Below are 24856 nucleotides of genomic sequence, written 5' to 3' on the forward strand. Positions count from 1 at the left end.
TTTAAATTAATAGTTACTTTTTTCTTTGTTTTCTCAAAAATAAATATCATGAGAAAACAATTTTATCTATTAATACTAGTCTTTTGTACTCATATCAATCTCCAAGCACAATCAAAGCATGGAAAATCAAGTAACTTTTCTAGTTATAAAGGATTGGTTATGGCAGGTTATCAAGGTTGGTTTAGAACTCCAGATGATGGGGCAAAGAAAGGCTGGGGGCATTATGGCGTGGGTCAAAAATTCGATTATGAAAACAATACCATCGATTTTTGGCCTGATGTAACTGAATATAAAAAGACCTATAAAACATCATTCAAATACCCAAATGGTGAGTATGCAGCAGTTTTTAGCTCACTAGATAAAAGCACTACTGAACTCCATTTTTCTTGGATGAAACAATATGGCGTAGATGGTGTTTTTATGCAGCGCTTTTTCGGAGTAGCTAGGAATCACATAGAGACAAATAAACCACAAGATATCATTTTAAAAAATGCATTACAAGCGGCCAAAGAAAATAACAGAGCTATTGCTGTAATGTATGATTTGTCTGGTTTAAAAGCAACTGATGAAGATTGTTCGGCGATTATCGAAGATTGGAAAATGCTTGTCAACCAATTAAAAATAACTAATCAAGGAGAAAACCAACCGTATTTATATCATAACAACAAACCCTTAATAGCTATATGGGGAGTTGGTTTTCCTGACAGGCCCTATGATACTCGAAAAATAGGAATTAATCGCCTTATAGATTTTTTAAAAAACGATCCTGAATATGGAGGATGTTCCATTATGTTAGGCGTACCAACTTATTTTAGAGAATTAGATAAGGATTGTTTACCCGATCCATATTTACACGAAATTATAAAATCCGTAGATATTTTAATGCCTTGGATGGTGCAACGTTTTACACCTTTAGTGCACAATATTGGTTCACATTTGCGAGATCACATCATAGCAGATATCGCTTGGACAAAAACTAACAACCTAGACTATGTACCTGTGGTAACCCCAGGTTTTAGTTGGAGAAATCTGTCTATGAGTACTAAAAAAACAGATAGATATACTGCTTATGGAGCCATACCCAGATTGGGGGGTAAATTTTACTGGGAGCAAATGTCAAATGCCATACTTGCAGGAAGTGAAATGATATATGTTGCCATGTTTGATGAAATAGATGAAGGTACAGCTATTATGAAAGTATCTGATAATCCACCTAATAGCGATAAAGCTTTTTTTGTTAATAATGATGGTGTGCCTTCAGACCATTATTTATGGTTAACTGGCTTGGGTGCAAAAATGCTTCGTAAAGAAATTCCTCTCCAAATTTTAATGCCCCAAAAAGTGAATGGTAATTAGTTTAAAAATAAAATTTTAATTTTTTTTTCGAAAATTCATTCTGTTAAGATATTATTAAGAATTTATTAAGCATTGAAATGCAGATTTATGGCATAATTTATAAAACTAACAAAAACAATTAATTATGAAAAAAAATACTTTTTTTACATTATGCTTTTCCTTTATATTGGGGAGCATATTTGCCCAACAAACAGTTTGGGTTAATGCAAGTGCTACAGGTGCTAATGATGGTACAAGTGAAGCGGATGCTTACACTACTTTTACAGCTGCTTTAGCTGATATCAACTCTAATGGTGATGTTTTGAGGGTTGTAGGTACCATAGCTGCTGGATCTCAAAATTTAAGTGCCAAAAATTTTCAATATACTATAGAAGGTGATACCAACGGGTCTACACTTACAGGAACGGATGCAGCTACTAGAATGTTTACAATTAGCTCTACATCTGTTGGTCAAAACGTAACTTTTAAAAACATTACTTTTACAGGTTCAATAAATTCCACAGGAGCTGGTGGTGGTGTTTTCTATAGTAATCAGCCAAGTGTTACTTTAAATTTTGAAAATTGTAGATTTAATGGAAATTCTTTAGCATTAGCTACTACAGCGGGGGGTGGCGCTCTTTGGGTTACTAATTCTACGTTAAATATTACTGATTGTCTTTTTAAAGAAAACACTGCCCTTCGAAGTGGTGGTGCTATTTATATTGGTATTAAAACTACTGCAACAATTACCAGATGTACTTTTTATAAAAATAAAACAACAGATACAAATACTGCATTTGGTGGAGCTGCTTTGTATGTTACTGGTGCTAGTCCTAATGGTCCTACTGTAAATGCCTATAATTGCACATTTTTTCAAAATACTATAGGACACACAAACCAAGCTTATTCAACAATTAGAACAGAAGGTGGAATAACAAAAGTATACAATTCGTTATTCAATGAAAATAAAGTGAATAATGGTACTGGTGGGCCTGGCGACTGGGGTTCTGCGGCTAGTTTAAGCTCTACTATTACTAATTGTGTTGGTCAATGGATTAATGGTAATGTGACTAATACAAGTTCAAATATAAATATTCTTAATACACTTTTCTCGTCTAGCTTGATTTATGAAGATTTAGATGGTAAGGTTAATTACATTAATCCAAGTTCAATAACAGATGTAACCCCAATCGATTTTGGTAATGATAATAATGACGTAGGTTCATGGGATTCAAAAATCAATTTATTCAAAGGAACAACAGATTCAGATTGGGCAACAGGAAGCAACTGGTCATCAACAGCTGCACCAACTTCTTTAGAAAATGTAACCTTATTGTCTGATTCTCCTGCATTAGTAATAGGTGGCTCTACAAATGCAACTATTAACAATTTATCTGTAGATGCTTCAAGTTCATTGACCATCAATTCAGGAGGTGTGTTAATTGTAAATGGAACTTCAACAGGAAATGTAACTTACAACAGAAATTTACCATCTACAAACTGGTATTTGGTTTCTGCTCCATTAAATGGTGAAGACATGACAGACATGAGAGCAAATAATAGTTTTGCAACTGGAACAGGTTCAAATATTGGTTTTGCATCATATACGCCAACTACAAATCAATGGAGTTATTTTACTACTGCATCAACAGATGCATTGGCAGCAGGAAAAGGTTTTTCAGCTAAACTAGGAAGCACAGGAAACCTTTCTTTTACAGGAACAATCAACACAGCTGATGTTTCTGTAGCTGTTTCAAATGCAGGAACAGGTTTTAACTTGATTGGAAATCCATTTACTTCACATGTAAATAGTGCTTCTTTATTAGGCGATAATTCAGCTAACTTGGTATCACAAACTCTTTGGGTTTGGAATCAAGCAACTAGCAGTTATGATACTTATGTAACTCGAGATTCTTTTGTTTTAGCTCCAGCTCAAGGATTTTTTGTAAGATCATCAAACGGAACAAACATCAACATTGCTGAATCTTATCAAGCTTTAACAGGTGGAACTTTCCAAAAATCATCAACTACAAGAACAGAAGTAAAATTGATGATGAACGATGGCTCAAATAATAGATTTGTAAAAATGTATTACTTAGACAACGCAACCAAAGATTTTGACAATGGTTTTGACGGAGAAACGTTTGGAGGTATAGAAAATTCAGTGGATGTATTTACAAACTTAGTAGAAAACAACGAAGGTAAAAAATTCCAAGTACAATCATTACCAATTGCAGAAATGGAAACTATGATTGTTCCTGTTGGTGTAAAAGCTGCTGCTGGTAAAGAAATCACCTTTACTGCTGATGCTATGAATTTACCTGGAGATACCAAAGTATTTTTAGAAGACAGATTGACAAATACCATTACTCGTTTAGATGAAGCAAATTCATCATATAAAGTAACTTTAAACGATGCTTTAAACGGAACAGGACGTTTCTATTTACACACAAAATCATCTGGAGTATTAAGTACTGATGAGGTTGTTTTACAAAACACAAGTATCTATGCAATCAACAACAATACTTTGAGAGTGGTTGGTTTACCATCAGGAAATGCGAATGTAAAAATGTACAACATTCTTGGAAAACAAGTGATGCAAACTTCTTTTAGTTCAACAGGAGTGAAAGAAATTTCATTGCCAAAATTAGCAACAGGAATGTACATTGTTCAATTAGAAACTGCTGCTGGTAAATTGAATAAAAAAATCGTTTTAGAATAATTTCAATCACTTAAAAAACTATATCACATGAAAAATCAAGATAAAAACACAGAAGAAATCACACGTAAAGAGGCCATCAAAAAAATAGGAACTTATGGCAAATATGCTGCATTAACAGCATTAGGCACCTATTTGATTTTAAATCCTAAAAAGGCACAGGCACAAAGTCCTACTGCGCCAGGTGATGGCTTTTAGATAATTTTAATAACTTAATTAATATTCCCTTAGTTAGTAACTACTAGCTAAGGGAAATTACCATAAAAGTTAAAAATTAAAAAAAACCTTTAATAGTTATTAATTAAAAATTAATCAAAAATTAATGTTGTGTTCCTATTTTTATAACATTAAATTTCAAAATCAACTTAAAATATTTAATACATGAAAAAAATTACTTTTCTATTTGTAAGCATTTTAATGCTAATTAATTATCAAATTTTTGCAACTGATTATTATGTAAAGGCTGGTGGTTTAAACACTAATTCAGGTTTAGATGAACAGAATGCGCTTTCAACAATCTCTGAAGCAATGAATAAAGCAATTGATGGAGATAGAATTATCATAATAGGTTCAATTAACCAATCTGGGCAAGTTGCTATTTCTAAATCTGTTTCTTTTGTTGGTCAAAATAATGCAGTTATTACGGGTATTGATGATGGTGGTATTGCAAAAATGTATGTAGTAAATGCTGCTGCAATAACCGCATCTTTTTCAAACATAACTTTTACAGGAAGTATTAATAAAAACATAAGTCATGGAGGAGTCTTTTCGGTTACTGGTGATTCAGATATTACTTTTACAGAGTGTGTTTTTGATGGAAATTCTATTTCAGGCTATTATTCTGGAGGTGCAATTTCAATTAGCAGTGGTAGAGTAACTATTGCAAATTCTTTATTTAAAAATAATACTGCAGGTAGAAGTGGAGGTGCTATAAGTGTATTTGCAAGCGTTGCAGTTCAACCTCAAGTTACTATCACAGGAACTACTTTTTATAACAACTTAGCACAAGGAACGGGAAATTCTGATGGAGGAGGAGCTATTTTTGCTGAAGGAAATGCCAATGGAACAGTTTCAATTTCAAACTGTACTTTTTTTGAAAATAAAATTACAAGAGATAATATAGATTATGCAGGTGCAATTAGATCTACAACCTTTTCTGTAACTGTAACTAATAGTTTGTTTTATAATAATAAAATTAATGGTGGAGCCGGAGCTTCTAGTGATTTTGGCTCTGCTCCTGCGGGAACACAATCGTTCACTTACTCTATTGGTGAGTGGATAAGTAACAATGTTGATACAAGATCTAATTTTATTTCTTTTGTAAAAGCAACTGTTGATCCAAGTGAAAAAGCAGCAGATTTAACAGCTTCTAATTTACGTTTTGAAGCTACTTTGGGTAAGGTTATTTATGATGCAGTAGATTCAGGTATAGATAGCCCAATTGATTTTGGGTCTGATGGCAATGATGCTGGTGCATGGAATTCTGGCTATACACTTTCTTTAGAAGATTCAATACTTTTAAATAACCAATTGTCTGTATTTTATGACAGTAACTTAAAAAGTATTCAATTATTCAATTCCTTTACAGAGCCATTTACAACTGAGGTATATACAATTTTAGGTAGTAAAGTAATTGATATCAAGCCTATTGAAACTCAAAATTCCATTATAAATGTATCAACTTTAAGAAATGGAGTCTATATATTGGTTGCAAAATTTAATGGAAAATCTATTTCTAAGAAGTTTGTAATTTATTAATGAAAAAGGAGAGTGAATTGGATATGCGTAAAAAGGGATTTAATAAAAATCCCTTTTTTAATAATATATACATATCAAAAACATATAAAACTAAAATGAAGACCATATTACTTTATTTAATTTTTCTTTTAAATTCAGTTATTTCATTTAGCCAATCTCAACGTCCCAATATTGTATTCATTATAACGGACGATCAGAGTGCAATTACTTTAAGAGAATCAGATAATCAAAACCAATCAAGACCTTTTGGTTTTAACGGAGATCCTAAAGTTTATACTCCAATTATCGATAATTTGGCTTCAAAAGGGATTGTTTTTAACAATGCATTTGTATCGACATCTATTTGTACCCCAAGTAGATATTCAATATTAACAGGAAAGTATGCAGGAAGATCACAAGGAAAAAGCTTTATGAGTAATTTTCCTTTGGGAAAGTTAAGTAGGGTGGCAAATAATATAGAGTTGGAAGAAAATATTACCAATCTTCCCAAATTATTACAATCTGTGGGTTATAAAACGGCTTTTATTGGTAAATCTCATCTTATTGATCATGATATTTTGGAGACATACACTCAAGGTAAAAATGGTTTTATGGCATATTCTAAAACAGCTGATCCCTATAATACGTCTGTGTCAAATGCTGTAAAATTTAATCATGAAAAATGGTCAAATCGCATGAAAGAATTTGGGTTTGATTTTGTAAATGCCTTTTATCCTGGAAATTTAAGAGAATTATTTAATGATGGTTTAAATATTCATAATGTTGAGTATAAGAATAAAGCAGTTTTAGATTTTATAGAAAATACTGGAGATGAACCATTTTTTATCTATTACAGTGAAACCATTCCACATGGGCCAGCTCCTTATTGGACAAATAATAATGGATATTATGCAGGTTTAGATTCTGATGTTAATCTTACAGCAGAAGGGGTTTTGAATCAAGATTATTCGTATTTACCCTCAAGAAACCAAATTAAAAATGAGATAAATGGATTGTCAGGTAAGGATCCAAGGCATGCTTGGTTACGTTGGTTTGATCATGCTGTTGGAGCTGTTGTAGAAAAGTTGAAAGCAAAAGGGAAATTAGACAATACAATTATTATAATTACCTCTGATCACGGAGATTTTAATCATGCGAAAGCAACTAACTACGAAGGAGGTATAAAAGTTCCTTTGATGGTTTACTGGCCCAATGGAATTAAACATCCTAGAACTTACGGTGAATTGGTTCAAAACATCGATTTTACTCCTACTTTTTTAGACTTTGCGGGTGTTACTTCAACTGGTGTTTCTTTAGATGGGAAAAGTTTAAAAAATATAATTACAACAAATACTAATGATCCAATTCATGACTACCTTTTCTTTGAAATTGGATATTCTAGAGCAATAAGAACCAAAGACTGGAAATATATTACAGTTCGTTACGACGACGCAACAAATACTAAAATTGCCAATGGGGGAACTTTTGCCGGACCAAATGGAACCCTAGTTCCATTGCCGTATTACATTCCAAATGTTTCTCTAGGAAGCTTAGGAGCGGCATCTTATCCATTGTATCATCAAAAAGATCAGTTATTTGATTTAACAAATGATCCTTTTGAAACCAAAAATTTATTTGACCTGCATCCAGTAAAGTCAACAGAGATGAGAAATTTACTGAGAGAAAAGTTGCTTACTTTCACTAATAGGCCTTATCAAGAATTTACAAATACAAGTTTTGATTTGACTGTTACTGGAACTGCAAACGAAACTACCTCAATCATAGGGAAGGTATTAGCAGGTTATCAAGGATGGTTTAATACACCCACAGATGGTGGAAATCGAGGATGGAATCATTACAGAGCAGCTAATGGAAAATTTGAGCCTGGATTTGCTACGATTGATTTTTGGCCAGATATGAGTGAGGCAGCTGCAGACGAAAAATATGCAACATCTTTTACAAAAAAAGATGGTACTGTTGCAACTGTATTTTCATCTAGAAATGCAAAAACCATCAATCGTCATTTTAAGTGGATGAATGATTACGGAATAGATGGTGTATTTTTTCAGCAATTTGCTTCGAATTTAAGATCAAATACGCCAAATCTTAAAGCCAATGATAAATTGGTATTAGACAATATCATTGCATCAGCCAAGACAAACAACAATAGATTGGTAAGTGTAATGTTCGATTTGTCTAATTCCAACGCAACAGGCACCATGGTTACTGATATTAAAACTTATTGGCAACAATTGGTCACAGAGCATGGTTTAAACACCAATACCCAAAGTCATTTATTAACGTACAAAAATAAACCTGTAGTTGCTATTTGGGGAGTAGGATTTAATAGAACGGACAATTACACTTTGAATGATATTCAAGAACTGATCAACTTTTTTAAAAATGATCCAGTTTACGGAGGTTGTGCTGTATTATTAGGCGTCCCAACAAGTTGGCGTACCTTAAATAACGATGCAACTTCAAATACACAATTGCATGATGTTATAAAATCAGCGGATATTGTACATCCATGGACAGTTGGAAGGTATGGCAGTTTATCATCAGCAGATACACATAAAAATATTATCGCATTAGATAAAGCATGGTGTGATGCAGAAAACTTATTATACATGCCTGTGGTTTTCCCTGGCTTTAGTTGGCAAAATTTAAAAAAGGACCAAGGACAAATATCCGCATTGAATAGTATTCCACGTTTAAAAGGAGAATTTTTATGGCGACAATTTTACAATGCTATTTCATCAAATGTATCAACTATTTATGTAGCGATGTTTGATGAAATGGATGAAGGCACGTGTATTTTTAAAGTAGATGATAACCCACCCTCAAGTTCACTTACTCAGTTTACCAACTACGAGGGGTTACCTAATGATTATTATTTATGGTTGACAGGCAAAGCAGGAGAAACTTTAAGAGGCGAATTACCATTGTCGAAAACCAAACCTTCTTATCCAAATTTAGTATTGCCAAATACCTATTATGTATCAGCAGATGGAGATGATAATAATACAGGAACAAATTTAGGAACCTCATTTAAAACCGTTCAAAAAGGATATACTGCAGCCGATTCTGGGAATAAAGTAATTATTTCTGGAGATGTAATTCATAACTCCCAAACACAAATTACCAAAAATATACATTTCGAAGGAATTTCAAATGCAACACTTAGACCAAATCAAAACAGACTTGGAACTGCAAGAATGTTTCATATTAGTGCCCCAAATTTAACAGTTTCGTTTAAAGATATTTCCTTTTTAAATAATAAAGAAACAACAGTATCTGGAGCAGTTATCAATATGAATGCAAATTCAATATTGAATATTACAAATTCAATTTTTGATGGGAATTCCACAATAGGCTCTACAAATAATGGAGGAGCCATACAATTTACAGAAGGAACAGTGACAATAACACAATCAATTTTTAAAAACAATACATCTAATGGAATTGGAGGAGCTATTTTTGGAACAGGTACAGGGGTTTTTACCCTTTCTGAGTCACTATTTGTTGGAAATTCATCTACAAAACTTGATAGTGGAAATGGTGGAGCTATTTCAATTTCTGGAGACGGAAGAACTTCACTAATTACAACTTCAACCTTTTACAATAACAATGCTGTTTTTCAGGGAGGAGCTCTTTATTTTTCAGGTTTAAATAATGATTCAAAATTAAGAAATGTTACCGTTTTTGAAAATACTATTGAGACTGACAATCTAGATCGAGCAGGAGGAGTTCGTATTGAAGGAGGAAGAAATTTTGAAATTGAAAATTCTTTAATCTATAATAATAAGATTGATGTTTTGAACAGTAGTACAAAAATTTCTGATTTGGGACATGCCAATGGAGCAGAAGTATCTGCAAATGTATCATTAATTTTAAAACATAGTTTATTGAAAGTTGTGTCACCACAAATAAATAACCCTATTCAAAATGATTTAAATATGAACTCAATTTTAAACGCTAATTTGACATCTTCTAGTTTATTTTTTAATGAATCAACAGGAAAAGTAGCATATATTTTAGTATCAGAAGGAGATCAATCACCAATAGGTTATGGAAGTGATGGTAATGATGTAGGTGCTTGGAATTCAGGTTTTGTGTTATCTACAGATGACCAAGATTTTTTAAAAGAAATATTTAAAATAACCTACAATACAAATGATAAAACTATAACTTTAATTAATAATTCTAATGAACAATTAAGTGTTGAAATCTTTAATATTTTGGGTATGAATTTATTTTCTAATAAAAAATTCACAACCAATTCAGTAATAGATGCTGCTAGTTTTAAAAAAGGGATATATATATGCAGGGTAAAATTTGCGAGTAAATGGACATCAATAAAATTTGTTATCTACTAAAATTACATTTTAAAATCCCTCAATTATTCATTAAATAATAATCATGGAAAACAAATTTCTTTTTTTCTTTTTCATATTTACAATAAACTTTTTTTCTCAACATTCTAATATTACTCTTAACGGAGTAATAATTGATTCTAATAAGAATACGGTTCCTTATGCTGCAATTGGTATTTTATCAAAAGCTATGGGAACATCAAGTAATGATGATGGAGAATTCTTTTTAAAGTTAACTAGAGAAAATCTTTCTGATACTTTAACAGTATCAAGTATAGGTTATAAAACTTTTAAAATTAAAGTTCAAGATTTCATAAATCAAACAGAAAAAATAATTGTATTAGAGGAGGAAGTAGTTTCTTTGGGTGAAATAACACTAATAAAACCGGATTATTATGTAAAAAAAGCGCTTAAAAATATTAAGAATACTACCCTAAGCTCACTACATCAACTTACTATCCTTTACAGAAGATTCTCTACCGAAAATAATACTCCAAGATTTTTAGTGGAACATTATATGCATGTTTTAGATAGAAGCTTGACTATTAATGAATTTCAAGAAGCATCGGTTTTAGAAATAAGAAAATCAGTAGATTATAGATATGTGAAGTTTAAACAAAATTTTCATGCAGCTGAGATGATTGCAAAACAAAATCCCCTTAGAGGAGATTTTTATGCTAATGATTATAATTGGAAAGTTACTGGAGATTCTTCATATGATGGCGAAGAAATTATAATTGTTCAAGGAAATGAAAAAGTAAAACCAGGAAATTGGGTAAGGTTATATATTGGAGTAGTAACTTTTGGTATTTACAAACTAGAAAAATCTCATAACAATGCAACTTATATTTATAAAAAAGATAAAGAAGGTAAATTGTATTTAAGTTATCATAACCGAGAATTTAAATCAAAGGAACCAATTACACCTCATTTAAAAAACCTATTAAAATTAAAATCAAACACCATTGACCTCTCATATAGACATGAAGCTATTGTGCTAGGTGTAGAAAAAGATTGGAAAAATATCAATATAAAATCCAATATAAAAGGTAATCAGTTAGATATGGGAGATTATAATTTGCCTTATAACGAGATGTTTTGGAATCATCTAAGTATGCCACCAGATTCAAAATTTTACATAAAAAATAAAAAAGAACTTGAATCAATTTTCGGTGTTCCGTTAAATATACAATACAAAGCTGTAAATAGTTCAAAAAATTAAAATTAATAATTAAATAGCTAACCTGAAAAGTCTATTTTTTACAATTAATTGTATTAATTAACATAAAATTAATAATTTATTAATCACTTAATTTTCTTTTACACAAAATTTAAATCAACTTAAACTTAATTAACCATAATAATCAAATAATAATGAAAAAAAAGAAATGGAGTTTATTGTTACTACTCTTTCCTTTTATTGTCTTTTCTCAATCAAGAATCATTAAAGGAAAAGTTACTGATGCTAAAACAGGAGAAGCAATACCTGTTGCTTCAATAATTTTAAAACAGACTAAAATCGGAATATATACTGATTTTGATGGTAACTTTGAGCTAGATGTAAAAACAAATCAATCAGGAGTTTTAGTAATTAGTTATTTGGGATACCAAACCAAAGAAATATCATTTACCGAAAAAACTTTAGACTTGAATATAACTCTTGAAACTGTCTCAGAACAGCTAGATGAGATTGTAATTACAGCACTTGGTGTTAAGCGTGAACAAAAGTCGCTAACCTATTCTACACAAAAGATAGAAACTGACGATTTTAAAGAAGCGCAAACTTCAAATTTTTTAAATGCACTTTCAGGGAAAGCAGCTGGAGTTCAAATTGTAAACTCATCAACACCAACAGGATCAACTAGAGTTGTAATTAGAGGCTTAACTTCAATTAGTGGAGATAATCAGCCTCTGTATATCATTGATGGAGTTGCACTTGATAGTGGTCAGGGTGATGGTGGTGTTAGTGTTTGGAATGAAGGAAATGATGTCGATTATGGAAGTCCATTATCAAATATTAACCCAGAAGATATTGAGTCAATTCAAATTTTAAAAGGGGCTAATGCTGCAGCGTTGTACGGTTCTAGAGCTTCTAATGGAGTCGTTTTAATTACTACAAAAAAGGGTGTTACAGACGACAGTAAAGTAACTATAAATGTAAACTCAAATTATTCTATTATCTCAAATAGAGAGTATCCTGACTACCAATATGCTTATGGAAGTGGTGCTTCTGGTAAAATTGCAATAAATGCGGGGAGTATTGATCCTGTCACAGGATTGCCTTTTATTGCTTTTCAAACTAGAGCTTATGGAATGCCATTTTTAGGGCAGCAAGTGGTTGGTTATAATGGAGAACCAACTACTTATAAAGCCTATACAAACAATGTGAAAGAGTTATATAGAGTTGGGTCTGTTAGTACAAATACCATTGCCGTATCAAGGGGAAATGACATGGGTTCAGTTCGTTTTTCTTTTAACAACACTATTGGAGACCATGTAATGAGTGGTATGGAAAAACAATTGAGAAATAATTTCTCACTAAGAATTTCTCAAAATCTCTCCAAAAAAGTAAAAACAAATATGACTGTTTTATACACAAATTTAAAAGTAGAAAACAGAATGTATCAAAACGGGAGTGAAAGAAATCCTGCAAATAACTATATGTATATGAGACCTGATATGTCTCAAGAAAATTTATTGCCTTATAAAGATTTAAACAATAACGCAATCGTTTTTAATGGGCCTTTTACTAATCCTTACTGGAATTTGTATGAAAATAGTAATGGAGATGAGTCTAATAATTTAGTTGCCAATGTAAGTGTAAGCTGGGACATTTTAAAAGGATTGAGCCTTTCAACCAAAATTAATGGAGCTATAAATAATAGACAAGATTTTCAATTTAATAATAAAGGAGCTGCATTTGATCCTGATGGATTGCTTATTAAAACAAATTCTAATAGACAAAATTGGAATTATGAAGCAATTTTAAATTATAATAAAAAATTTAGAGATTTTTCAATTGTTTCACTAGCAGGAGTAAATAGGTTTGATTTAAGATTTTCGAACCAGATAAATCAAGTCAATTCATTAGCTGTTAGAGATGTTATTAGTTTATTTAATACCGAAGATATTCCAATCATAAGAGATGTAGCAGATAATAAAAGAATTAATTCTGTTTTTGGATCGTTATCTGTTGGATATAAAGACACCTATTATTTAGATGTTACTGCGAGAAACGATTGGTCTTCAGCACTTCCTTCAGGAAACAACTCCTATTTTTATCCTTCTGTTGGTGGGTCAGTTTTATTTTCTGATTTTATTCCAAAAAATAAACTCTTAAATTTTGGAAAAATAAGAGCATCATATGCTCAAGTAGGTAATGATACAAGATCATTTAGAGTTTTAAATACCTATGAGTTTGGAGGTAATTATAATGGAATTCCTTGGTTTCTAATTCAAACACAAAAAAATAATGAAAACTTAAAACCTGAACTAACATCTTCAGCTGAATTTGGATTAGAGACAAAACTATTCAATAATAAAGTTTCGTTGAACATGTCTTATTATCAATCAACAACTAATAATCAAATTATTCCAGTACAAGTAACTCCTACCTCTGGTTTTTCATCAAATATTATCAATGCTGGAGAAATATCAAATAAGGGTTGGGAAATATTTACATCTATAAAATTATTTGATAAAAAATTCAAATGGAATACTGATATCAATTGGTCAAAAAATAGATCAAATGTAGTGTCTTTAGTTAACGGTGTAGATCGATTTTTATTAAGAAATTGGTTTAATGTTGGAGTATATGCAGAAGTGGGACAACCTTTTGGAACTATAAGAGGAAACGCTCCTGCTAAAGATCCTGAATCAGGCGCAACATTACTTTCTCCTAATGGAAGAATAATGTGGGAAACAGATCAATATCTTGGAAATGCGCAAGCAGATTGGATTGGAAGTATCAGAAACTCTTTTTCATATAAAGGATTTAGTTTGAATTTTTTAATCGATATAAAAATGGGAGGTGATCTATATTCTGGAACAATGTCAAAGGTAGTAAATCACGGAATTCATTCAGAATCTATAGCAGGAAGAGAAGATTGGTTGTTATCTAGTGTAATTTTAGGCGAAAATAATAATGAAAGAAGAGGAATTGGCTTGTTTGGAAATCCTTATATTGATACTGAAAGAGCCAAAGGAAGAGCCTATGAAAATGCTGCATTAGGGGTTCAAGATGCAAACGGAAATTGGATTGCACAGAGAGATGCAAATGGAGATGTCATTTATCAAACAATTTGGATTGATCCAATGCAATACGGTTTTGATGGTTTGCAAGATCAAACAAGATGGATTTATGATGCCTCGTATGTAAAATTAAGAGAAGTAGTTTTTGCTTACACAATACCACCAAAAAGATTGGGCAAAACTCCATTTAAATCTATGAAAATTGCCCTTGTTGGAAGGGACTTGTGGACAATATATAGAAATACACCTCAAGGAATTGATCCAGAATCAAATACTACTTCAGGAAATGGACAAGGAATTGAATATGGGGCTTTTTTACCTACGAGAACAGTTGGTCTTAATTTGAAATTTGATTTTTAAAAATAAAAAAAATGAATAAAAGTAAATTTATATTAAAAATAATGTACATACTTTTTACTATTTCTGTAGTAAGTTCTTGTACGAAACATTTTGAGGATTTAAATACTGATCCAAATGCTTTTAATATCATAGCTCCTGAAAATTTATTTGCAGGATCTGTAAAAAGTACTCTTGATTTAGTGGGAGGAACTATGAATGATCAAATGTTCATGATGTATGCTAGTTACTACGGTGGTAAAGGAGGTCAGTTTAGTAATTTCTTTTACACAGAGAATGCATTAGATACTTGGTGGAGACAATTTTATGTTGATTGTATTAAGAATAATCAGGAAATTATTGACAAGTTTGAAGGTAATCCAGATTATCAAAATAGGGTCTTAATCGCTAAAATATGGAAAAGTTATCAATATTCTATTCTCGTTTCTACCTTTGGAGGTGTGCCTTTCGAAGAAGCTTCAAAAGGGTTAAATGCAACAAATTATTCTACTGAAGAAGAGATTTATATCGCTATTCTTGATTTGTTAAAAGAAGCTGGAGAAAAATTAAATATCAATGGAGATCAACTTTTGCCAGATCCAATTTTTAATGGGAATATTGATTTATGGATAAAATTTGCAAATAGTTTAAGACTAAAAATTGCTTTACGAATTTCAGAGGGTTTTCCTGCTCTAGCCCAACAACATGGCTCTGATGTCATGAGAAATGAAAATAACTTAATAAACTCAAACTCAGAAAACGCAACCATGAAATGGGGAACTGAGCAGCAAAACTGGTCATACAACTATAGTAGATATATTTTTGTTGAGCCACAATTGGATGTTTTACCAAACATAAATTTTCATTTTATGTTAAATTTAAAAACATATAGTGATCCAAGACTTTTTGCAATTGCAGAACCTTCAAATAATCCTATTGATATTGTAGATGAAGTATATAAATCAGGTTCTACTACTGAAAAAATAAGAGTTAGATACAAATTACCCTACTTTGGAAGATTGCTTGGTGGCAATGGGATTGTTGAAGGCTGGAACCTTGATCAAAATTTAAATATTTTAAATGGTGTTGCTAATCAAAGATTTTGCAGACCTAAAAAAGAAATTTTTATGACTCAAGATATGGGTTTTAATATTATTACAAATTCAGAAATGAATTTTATAAAAGCTGAAGCTAAGCTGAAAGGTTGGGGAGGTACTAAAACCGTAGAACAATATTATTATCAAGGTATTGATGCTTCATTCCAACAATATGGTGTTTCTGGTTCGAGTCAATACAAACAGCTAGATGGTATTAGATGGGGTAGTTCTAGTATTGGTGATAGAGATTTGTTTGGAATTAAAACAAGTGGTATTTCAGATGATCCTATGGATAAAATTGTTAGACAACGTTGGTTAGCTAGTTTCAATCAAGGTCATGATATTTGGTGTTTACAAAAAAGAACTAGATTATTACCTATAATCGCTCATTTTAATCCAGATGGTTCTACGGGTCTAGATTGGTCAGAAGTTCCAGAAAGAATGGTTTATCCTCCTTTATCTGAAAGTGGATTTAATAATGCTGGGTTTGTAGCTGCCTCAGCAAGACTTGCAAATGGAAACTCATTAACAAGTCCTTTACAAATGAATAAATCATATATTCCAATAAATTATCCAAGTTTAATTGTACAATTAAACCAAGATTTTGCAACTAATTTTTATGGTCCTTCAGAAGATAACTTAATTGCAGCAGGAATTCCTTATACTAAACTTTAAATTGAAAATAATGAAAGCTTTAATAAATAAATTCTTAACATTACTAGTCATATTATCTATTTTTTCATGCACAGAAGATGATATCACAGAGGGTGGAAATACAATATTAGATTATGATATTCCTCAGGTTCCTGTTACATCTGATTATATAGTTGGTTCAAGATATCTTCGTTTTGGAAGGTTAGGTACTGTTGTAGAAACACCAACAATAGGGGTTTATAATGGAAATTTAGGAGATCCTTTAATTTATGAAGCGCATGTAAAACAAGCGCAGACAGCAGGAATTGATTTCTTTATTTTTGAAATGAGATCATCAAATAATATTTCTCAGTACAATCAAGATATTTCATTCATAGATGGATTACTAACAGCTCCAAATGCAAACGACATCAAATTTGCCATTAGCTATAATTTTGCAAATATGAACCTAAACAACAATAATAGGATTGAAGCAAGAAATTTAGTTACCAAATTTATAGATGATTTTACAAAAATGATACCTTATTTTCAAAAATCAAATTATATGAGTATCAATGGTAAAAAAGTAGTTTACATCTTCAATGCATTTAATTTATTTTCAGATGATAATGCAGCCTTATATCAACAAATGAGAGCTGAACTTAGCAATCAAGGATTTGAATTATTTATTATTGGAGATCAACAAGAATGGACCCCAACTTTAAGGTTTGATTTTAGGTTTATAAATGCAGTTGATGCAGTAACTCATAAAACCTATGCTTTGATAAATGTAAACCAATACGATGTTTTAAATACTTTTCACAAATTCACAGATATTGCATTTAACTACCATAAGAATACTTGGAATAAGTATAACATTGAATATGTGCCAACAATTTCTCCATCAATAAATATTCGTCTTCAAAATCCAGGAAGTCCAACATTTATAATTGAAAAAAATGCACAATGGTTCAGAGATTTCTGCAATATTGCAAGAAGAGCAACAGGTAATAGTAAATTAATTATTCTAGATTCTTTTAATAATTGGAATAATGATACTCAAGTTGAAGCAGCAGAAAGTTATGGAGAAGATTATTTAAAAATTGTCCGTGAAGAATTTAAAACAAATTAAATTTTAAAAATGAGTAAAATAAAATTTGTTTTAGTCTTTGTTTTTTCAATAATATCTTCAATAAATGGTCAATCTTCAAAGATTGAAAATACTACTATTGAGATAAAAAAAACAACAATTATTGGAAAAGTAATTGCAGGTTATCAGGGATGGTTCAATACAAAAAATGATGGAGCCCAGTTAGATTGGAAACATTATGGTAATAAAGGTTCATTTAAACCAGGAAATGTTTCTATTGATTTTTGGCCAGATCTTTCGGAATTTTCTAAAGATGAATTGGAGGCAACAGATTTTGTTCATAAAGACGGATATACAGCATATCTTTTCAGTTCTGCCAATCCCAAAACAGTGAATCGTCATTTTAAATGGATGAAAGATTACAGCATTGATGGAGTTTTTGTACAACGCTTTACAGCTAATTTTAAAAATCAAAAATTAAAAAATAATCTTAATGTTGTTTTTGATAATTGTTTTAATGGCGCAAAAAATAACGATCGCGTTTTAAGTGTAATGTATGATTTATCTGGAAGTAAGCAATTAGATGTAGTTGAAAACACCAAAAATGATTGGAAACAATTGGTAGATACTTACAAACTAAATAACCCCAATAACCCAAATATATTAACCTATAAATCAAAAGCAGTTGTTGCAATTTGGGGAGTAGGTTTTAAAAATAGAAACTATACTTTAGATAATGTAATAGCAATTATAAATTTCTTTAAAAATGATCCAATTTATGGTAATTGTACTGTCCTTTTAGGCGTGCCAACACATTGGAGAGAACTCATAAATGATGCAGTTAGTGATCCTAAATTACATGAAGTAATTAAAATGGCTGATATTGTACATCCTTGGACTCCAGGAAGATATAAAAATTTAAAGGGAGTGGATAACCATAAAATACAAAAAACTAGTAAAGATATTGAGTGGTGTGAAGCACAAAAATTATTGTACATGCCAGTTGTTTTTCCTGGGTTTAGCTGGAGTAATTTAAAACAAGATCCTTCATTAATAGATGATATCCCAAGATTAAAAGGCGACTTTTTATGGCGTCAATATTACAATGCTATTTCATCTAATGCAAAAACTATATATGTAGCTATGTTTGATGAGATGGATGAAGGAACCTGTATTTTTAAAGTAACTGATAATCCTCCTATAGGAGAAAATAAATTTTTAACCTATGAAGGTCTCCCATCAGATTATTATTTATGGCTCACAGGACAAGCCTCAAAAATGTTAAAGAAAGAAATACTTTTAAGAGAAGAAAAACCATTGTATCCTTTTAAAAAATAAATCCCCAAAATGAGCTTTATTAAATTTATAATGATGAATTCACATTCATCAAAGAGCATTTTTTATGTTTTTTTTCTAATAATTACTGTTTTATCTTGTAAAAAAGAGGCAATTGTTTTAGTTGATAATGTAAAATTTGTTGATCCTCAAATTGGTGGAGTAGCACCATTTTTACAACCAACAAGAACACGTATTCATCTTCCTAATTCAATGGTTCGTATGTATCCAGAAAGAGATGATTATAGAGACGATCAAATAACATCTTTTCCTTTAACTACAAGGAAACATCGGTCAGATTTACTATTTAATATCATGCCTGTTTCAGGAGACTTGCCAAAAAATGAAGCGCCAATTTCTGCTTGGGATCAAGAATTGGAAATTGCTCATCCATATTATTATAGTACTTGGCTAGAAGATTATGATATTACTGTTGAGTTTACACCTGCAGCTCAAGCCGGTTATTTCAGATTCAATTATCAAAATGATAAATCAAGAAAATTGTATTTAAAAAACTTGAGTGGTGAAAATTGGACTTTACATATTGATGGATCATTGACAGGATCTGAGGTATTTGAAGGAATGGAAGCTTTTGTCTATGCAAAAATTGATTCTTTAACAGATGCAACTAAAGTTTTGATACAGAGAGATTCCTTAAATTCTTGGATTTCATGGAACGATAACAAATCAAAAAAAATAAATTTCAAATACGGATTGTCTTTTATTAGTGTAGATCAAGCAAAGAAAAATTTACATAGAGAAATTCCTGATTTTGATTTTGAAGGATTAAAAAGTAGAGCACATCAAGCGTGGTCAAAAGTGATGAATCAAATTGAGGTAGAAGGAGGGACAGATGCTTATAAAAGAACATTTTATACTGCTTTATATCGATCTTATGAAAGAATGATAAATATTACTGAAGATGGCAAATACTACAGTAATTACGACCAAAAAATTCACGAAGATGAGCAAGACTTTTATGCAGATGATTGGGTTTGGGATACTTATTTAGCGCTACATCCCTTGCGATTTATTTTACATCCTGAAATGCAATCAAACATGATGGCTTCCTATGTAAGAATGTATGAACAATCTGGTTGGTTACCTCAGTTTCCTCAAATTCATGGAGATGCTCCTCCAATGAATGGTTTTCATTCTACAATCATGTTACTAGATGCTTACAAAAAAGGAATTAGAAATTTTGATGCAGAAAAAGCATTTGAAGGCATGAAAAAAAATGCATTAGAAGGCACTATGATTCCATGGAAAATGGGTGGTTTAGCACCCTTAGATAAAAAAGCTCATCAATTAGGATATTTTCCTGCTTTAAGAATAGGTGAAAAAGAAACAGAACTTCAAGTGCATGATTTTGAAAAAAGGCAGGCTGTAGCAGTAACACTTGCACAAAGTTATGACGATTGGGCATTGGCTCAGTTTGCGAAAGAACTAGGCAAAATGGATGATTATAAATTTTTCTTAGAAAAATCTCAAAACTATAAAAATCTCTATTGGCATGAAAAAGGATTCTTTATGCCTAAACATGAGGATGGTTCTTGGATTGATATTGATCCGAAATTTGATGGAGGAATGGGAGGAAGAGATTACTATGATGAAAATAATGGATGGACTTATTTATGGAATGTACAACAAGATATTTTGGGTTTACAAGAATTAATGGGTGGTAAAAAAAATTTTGAAGAAAGATTAGATCAATTATTTAGAGAAGATCTAGGAAGAACTACCTATGAATTAAATGCACGTTTCCCAGATTTCACTGGTATTGTTGGTCAGTTTTCTATGGGTAATGAACCTTCGTTTCACATCCCTTATTTATACAATTTTACAAACTCTCCATGGAAAACACAGAAAAAAATAAGAATGCTTTTAAATACTTGGTTTAAAGACAATATTTTCGGAATTCCAGGTGATGAAGATGGTGGAGGGATGTCAGCCTTTGTCGTGTTTTCAGCAATGGGTTTTTATCCAATTACGCCAGGTATTCCTGCATATACTATAGGAAGTCCCTTGTTTTCAAAGGTAACTATTAATTTACCTAATGGTAAGAAATTCATTGTAAACGCACCAAATTGTAGTGAAACAAACAAGTATGTTCAAAAAGTATTTATAAATGGAAAAGAAATTGACAGACTTTGGTTTACACATAATGATATCATAAATGGAGGGATCATAACACTTGAAATGGGAAAATATCCAAATAAACAGTTAGCAAATAAAGATTCCTCAATTTTTAAAGTTTTCAATATAAAATAAAAAGAAATGAAGAATATTAAGGGTTATATCGTTTTAATTGGATTAGGTCTATTGCTCATTTATTCCTTTGGGTACAAAACCGAAAAGGATCTAAAATCAAGCACTGATAATACTAAATACGTCAATACTTTTATTGGTACTGGAGGTCATGGTCATACTTTTCCTGGAGCAACAACTCCTTATGGAATGGTACAATTAAGTCCAGATACGAGAACTTTGGGTTGGGATGCATGTGGTGGTTATCATTATTCAGATAATTCAATTTTAGGATTTTCTCACACACATTTAAGCGGAACAGGAATCAGTGATTTAGGAGATTTTTTATTCATGCCTTTTAAAGGAGAAGCTAAAATCAATCCAGGAACACCAGAAAATCCTGATAGTGGTTATCGTTCTAGATTTTATCATAAAGACGAAAAATGCTCCCCAGGTTTTTACAGTGTTTTATTAAAAGATTACAATATACAAGCTTCTTTAACAGCCACAACAAGAGCAGGTTTCCATAAGTATGTTTTTAAGGATGGAGGAAAATCGGGAATTATCATCGATCTTTCTCACAATATTTATCCAGATAATAAACCAAGACATGAATTTAAATTAATTTCTGATACTGAAATTGCAGGTTACAAAGGTTCAGGTGGATGGGCAACCAATCAAAATATATTTTTTAATGCAAAATTCAATAAACCATTTTCTTGTAGTTTTTATGAGGATGGAAAAAAAATTGAAAAATTACCAAATTATTACTCAAAAAAATTAGTTGCGGTATTAAGTTTTGATACGAAACCAAATGAGGAAGTGTTGGTGAAAGTTGGAATTTCTTCTGTAGATTATCAAGGAGCTAAAAAAAACCTAGATGCAGAAATTAAACACTGGAATTTTGATAAAGTTACCACAGAAGCACATGAAAAATGGAAAAAAGAGCTCTCTAAAATCGAAGTAAGTGGTGGTACAGAAACTGAAAAGAAAATTTTTTACACATCACTATATCACACAAGTATTGCACCAAATATATTCTCTGATGTTGACAATAGGTATAGAGGAATGGATCAAAAAATTTATAAATCTACCTCAAAAAACACGTATACTGTTTTTTCACTTTGGGATACATTTAGGGCTTTCAATCCTTTAAAAACAATCACAGATCCTACTAGAACTAGTGAGTTCATCAGTACTTTACTCACTAAATATGATCAAGGAGGCGTTTTGCCAATGTGGGAATTACACGCAAATTATACAGGGTGTATGATTGGTTACCATTCAGTGCCTGTAATTGTTGACGCTTATCAAAAAGGAATTAGAGGATTTGATATAGAGAAAGCATACCAAGCAATTGTTCATGCAAGTAAATACGATACAATTAATGTAAAATTTCCCTCGAAGCAAGTTCAAAAGTTATTGATGCCAAAAGGAAAATGGTATCATCAAAATCAACCTTACATTCCTGCAGATTTAGAAAACGAATCAGTTTCAAAAGCATTGGAATATGCTTATAATGATTGGTGTATTGCACAAATGGCAAAACAACTAGATAAAATTGATGATTATAATTATTTTATGAGTCGATCAAAAAAATATGTTGAATACTATGACTCAGAAACTGGATTTATGCGAGGAAAAAATTCAGATGGAAAATGGAGAGAGCCTTTTGATCCTCGTTTTTCTAGGCATCGTAAAGATGATTATACAGAAGGAAATGCTTTTCAATGGTCATGGTTTGTGCCTCATGATGTAGATGGTTTAGTAAAGTTGGTTGGCGGAAAAGATGCATTTATTAAAAAATTAGACGAGTTATTTTCAACTAGTTCTGAATTAGTTGGTGATGAGGTTTCAAATGATATTTCAGGATTAATTGGCCAATATGCACATGGCAATGAACCAAGCCATCATATAACTCATTTTTACAATTTTGTTGATCAGCCATGGAAAACGCAAGAGTTAGCAGACAAAATTATGTCTGAATTGTATTTCGATAATCCAAATGGTCTTGCTGGTAATGAAGATTGTGGTCAAATGTCTGCTTGGTACGTTTTAAATGCAATGGGATTTTACTCTTTTAATCCTGGAGACCCAACTTATTCCATAGGTAGACCAATTTTTGACAAAGTAACCATCAATCTTGAGTCAGGAAAAAAGTTTACAATAAAAGTAATTCACAATAGTAAAACAAATAAATACATTCAAAAAATGACCTTAAATAATAAAGTTCTTCAAAAACCATTTTTCAAACATGAAGATATTCTAAATGGAGGCGTTTTAGAATTTACTATGGGCAATTTACCAAAATAACAACCATTTCATAGTAACACAAATAACAAAATCAATTTATTCAACTATTTTATGATGAACAATACAAAAACACCTGTAATTGATAAAAAAGTATTACTTCCTTTTATACTTGTTACGTCTCTTTTTGCATTATGGGGATTTGCAAATGCAGTAACAGATCCTATGGTACAAGCTTTTAAAAAAGTCTTAGAGCTTTCTAATTCAGAGGCTGCTTGGGTTCAAATGGCCTTTTATGGAGGTTATTTTTGCATGGCACTTCCTGCTGCAATGTTTATGAGAAAATATTCCTATAAAGTAGGAATTTTAATTGGATTAGCTTTGTATGCAACAGGGGCTTTATTATTTTATCCAGCTGCACAATCAGAAAGTTTTTTATTCTTTTGCCTAGGATTGTATATTTTAACTTTCGGTCTTGCTTTTTTAGAAACAGCGGCAAATCCTTATGCATTGGCACTTGGACCAAAAGAAACAGCAACACAAAGGTTAAATTTAGCCCAAGCTTTTAATCCTTTAGGTTTAATTGCAGGATTATTTGTTGCACAACAATTTGTGTTAAAAAATCTTAAATCTGATGATGTTGAAGATTTTAGTTCATTAGAAGAGGCTTCTAAAATTTTGATGAAAACTTCTGATTTAATGGTCATCAGAGACCCTTATGTAATGTTAGGTTTATTTATTTCGTTAGTTTTTGTAGTTTTTTTAATTAGTAAAATGCCTCAATCTAAAGCTGATGGTGAAATGCCAGATATTATTGATACATTTAAAGTATTAGCATCCAATACAAAATATACGCTGGGTGTGGTAGCACAAATTTTATATGTTGGTGGCCAAATAATGTGTTGGACGTACATTTACCAATATGCTGAAGCAATAGATATTGATAGTGTTACAGCAGGTTATTATCAAATGGCAGCATTTATCATTTTTACAATAGGAAGAGCAATAGGTACTTATTTACTTCGTTTCATGAGCGCAGGAAAAATGTTAATGTATTTTGCTTTATTTGCTGGAGTTTTTGCATTGGGCACAATTTTTATTCAAGGAATTGTTGGTTTGTATTGCCTCGTAGGAATATCATTCTTTATGTCAGCAATGTTTCCAACAATTTATGGAATTGCCTTGAATGATCTCTCAGAAGAGCAATCAAAAGTAGGTTCAGCAGGACTAGTTATGGCTATTGTAGGTGGTGCTTTGATGCCAAAGTTGCAAGGTATGATTATTGATGCTGGAGGAAATGGCGTAGCGGACCTCCAGATTTTTGGGGTTTATGAGGTCAATTTCTCATTTATATTACCATTTGTTTGTTTTATGTTTATTTCATGGTATGGTCTTTTTGTTTTTAAAAAAATATGAATCTATTGCTTTTAATTAAAATCTTTTATCTTTA

General features: G+C 31.3%; 13 protein-coding genes. All 13 read left to right on the forward strand.

Annotated features, from left to right (window positions below):
• Nucleotides 1-48: 48 nt before the first annotated feature.
• The 13 genes from WHA43_RS10890 to fucP all read left to right on the forward strand — a co-directional run bounded on the left by WHA43_RS10890 (nt 49) and on the right by fucP (nt 24822).
• On the forward strand, nt 49-1356 hold the full coding sequence (locus WHA43_RS10890) for a glycoside hydrolase family 71/99-like protein (protein WP_105047069.1): 1308 nt from the start codon (nt 49-51) through the stop codon (nt 1354-1356).
• A gap of 124 nt (nt 1357-1480) precedes the next feature.
• Nucleotides 1481-4057 (forward strand): T9SS type A sorting domain-containing protein, encoded by a 2577-nt coding sequence (locus WHA43_RS10895; RefSeq protein WP_105047070.1) that lies wholly within the window; start codon nt 1481-1483, stop codon nt 4055-4057.
• Nucleotides 4058-4084: 27 nt separating this feature from the next.
• Nucleotides 4085-4252 carry a hypothetical protein gene (locus tag WHA43_RS10900; RefSeq protein ID WP_170039602.1) on the forward strand — a complete coding sequence of 56 codons (168 nt, stop codon included), beginning with the start codon at nt 4085-4087 and terminating at the stop codon, nt 4250-4252.
• A 183-nt stretch (nt 4253-4435) separates the two neighbouring features.
• Nucleotides 4436-5812, forward strand: coding sequence for a T9SS type A sorting domain-containing protein (locus WHA43_RS10905; protein ID WP_105047071.1), 1377 nt, complete (start codon nt 4436-4438; stop codon nt 5810-5812).
• A gap of 95 nt (nt 5813-5907) precedes the next feature.
• Nucleotides 5908-10170 (forward strand): sulfatase-like hydrolase/transferase, encoded by a 4263-nt coding sequence (locus tag WHA43_RS10910; RefSeq protein WP_170039605.1) that lies wholly within the window; start codon nt 5908-5910, stop codon nt 10168-10170.
• Between the two features lie 43 nt (nt 10171-10213).
• Nucleotides 10214-11389 carry a carboxypeptidase-like regulatory domain-containing protein gene (locus tag WHA43_RS10915; protein ID WP_105047073.1) on the forward strand — a complete coding sequence of 392 codons (1176 nt, stop codon included), beginning with the start codon at nt 10214-10216 and terminating at the stop codon, nt 11387-11389.
• Nucleotides 11390-11541: 152 nt separating this feature from the next.
• Entirely contained in the window at nt 11542-14778 is a 3237-nt protein-coding gene (locus WHA43_RS10920; RefSeq protein WP_105047074.1) for a SusC/RagA family TonB-linked outer membrane protein, read from the forward strand.
• A 41-nt stretch (nt 14779-14819) separates the two neighbouring features.
• Nucleotides 14820-16526 (forward strand): SusD/RagB family nutrient-binding outer membrane lipoprotein, encoded by a 1707-nt coding sequence (locus WHA43_RS10925; RefSeq protein ID WP_170039608.1) that lies wholly within the window; start codon nt 14820-14822, stop codon nt 16524-16526.
• Nucleotides 16527-16536: 10 nt separating this feature from the next.
• Nucleotides 16537-17616 (forward strand): glycoside hydrolase family 99-like domain-containing protein, encoded by a 1080-nt coding sequence (locus WHA43_RS10930; RefSeq protein WP_146104921.1) that lies wholly within the window; start codon nt 16537-16539, stop codon nt 17614-17616.
• Between the two features lie 9 nt (nt 17617-17625).
• Nucleotides 17626-18912 (forward strand): glycoside hydrolase family 71/99-like protein, encoded by a 1287-nt coding sequence (locus tag WHA43_RS10935; RefSeq protein WP_105047077.1) that lies wholly within the window; start codon nt 17626-17628, stop codon nt 18910-18912.
• A gap of 9 nt (nt 18913-18921) precedes the next feature.
• A complete protein-coding gene (locus WHA43_RS10940; RefSeq protein WP_226742895.1) occupies nt 18922-21180 on the forward strand; it encodes a GH92 family glycosyl hydrolase in 2259 nt (752 codons plus the stop codon).
• 6 nt (nt 21181-21186) lie between these two features.
• Nucleotides 21187-23469 carry a GH92 family glycosyl hydrolase gene (locus WHA43_RS10945; RefSeq protein ID WP_105047079.1) on the forward strand — a complete coding sequence of 761 codons (2283 nt, stop codon included), beginning with the start codon at nt 21187-21189 and terminating at the stop codon, nt 23467-23469.
• Nucleotides 23470-23520: 51 nt separating this feature from the next.
• Entirely contained in the window at nt 23521-24822 is a 1302-nt protein-coding gene (gene fucP / locus WHA43_RS10950) for an L-fucose:H+ symporter permease (protein WP_394372828.1), read from the forward strand.
• The last annotated feature ends 34 nt before the right edge of the window (nt 24823-24856 follow it).

The sequence above is a fragment of the Polaribacter gangjinensis genome (assembly GCF_038024125.1).
Lineage (GTDB): Bacteria > Bacteroidota > Bacteroidia > Flavobacteriales > Flavobacteriaceae > Polaribacter > Polaribacter gangjinensis.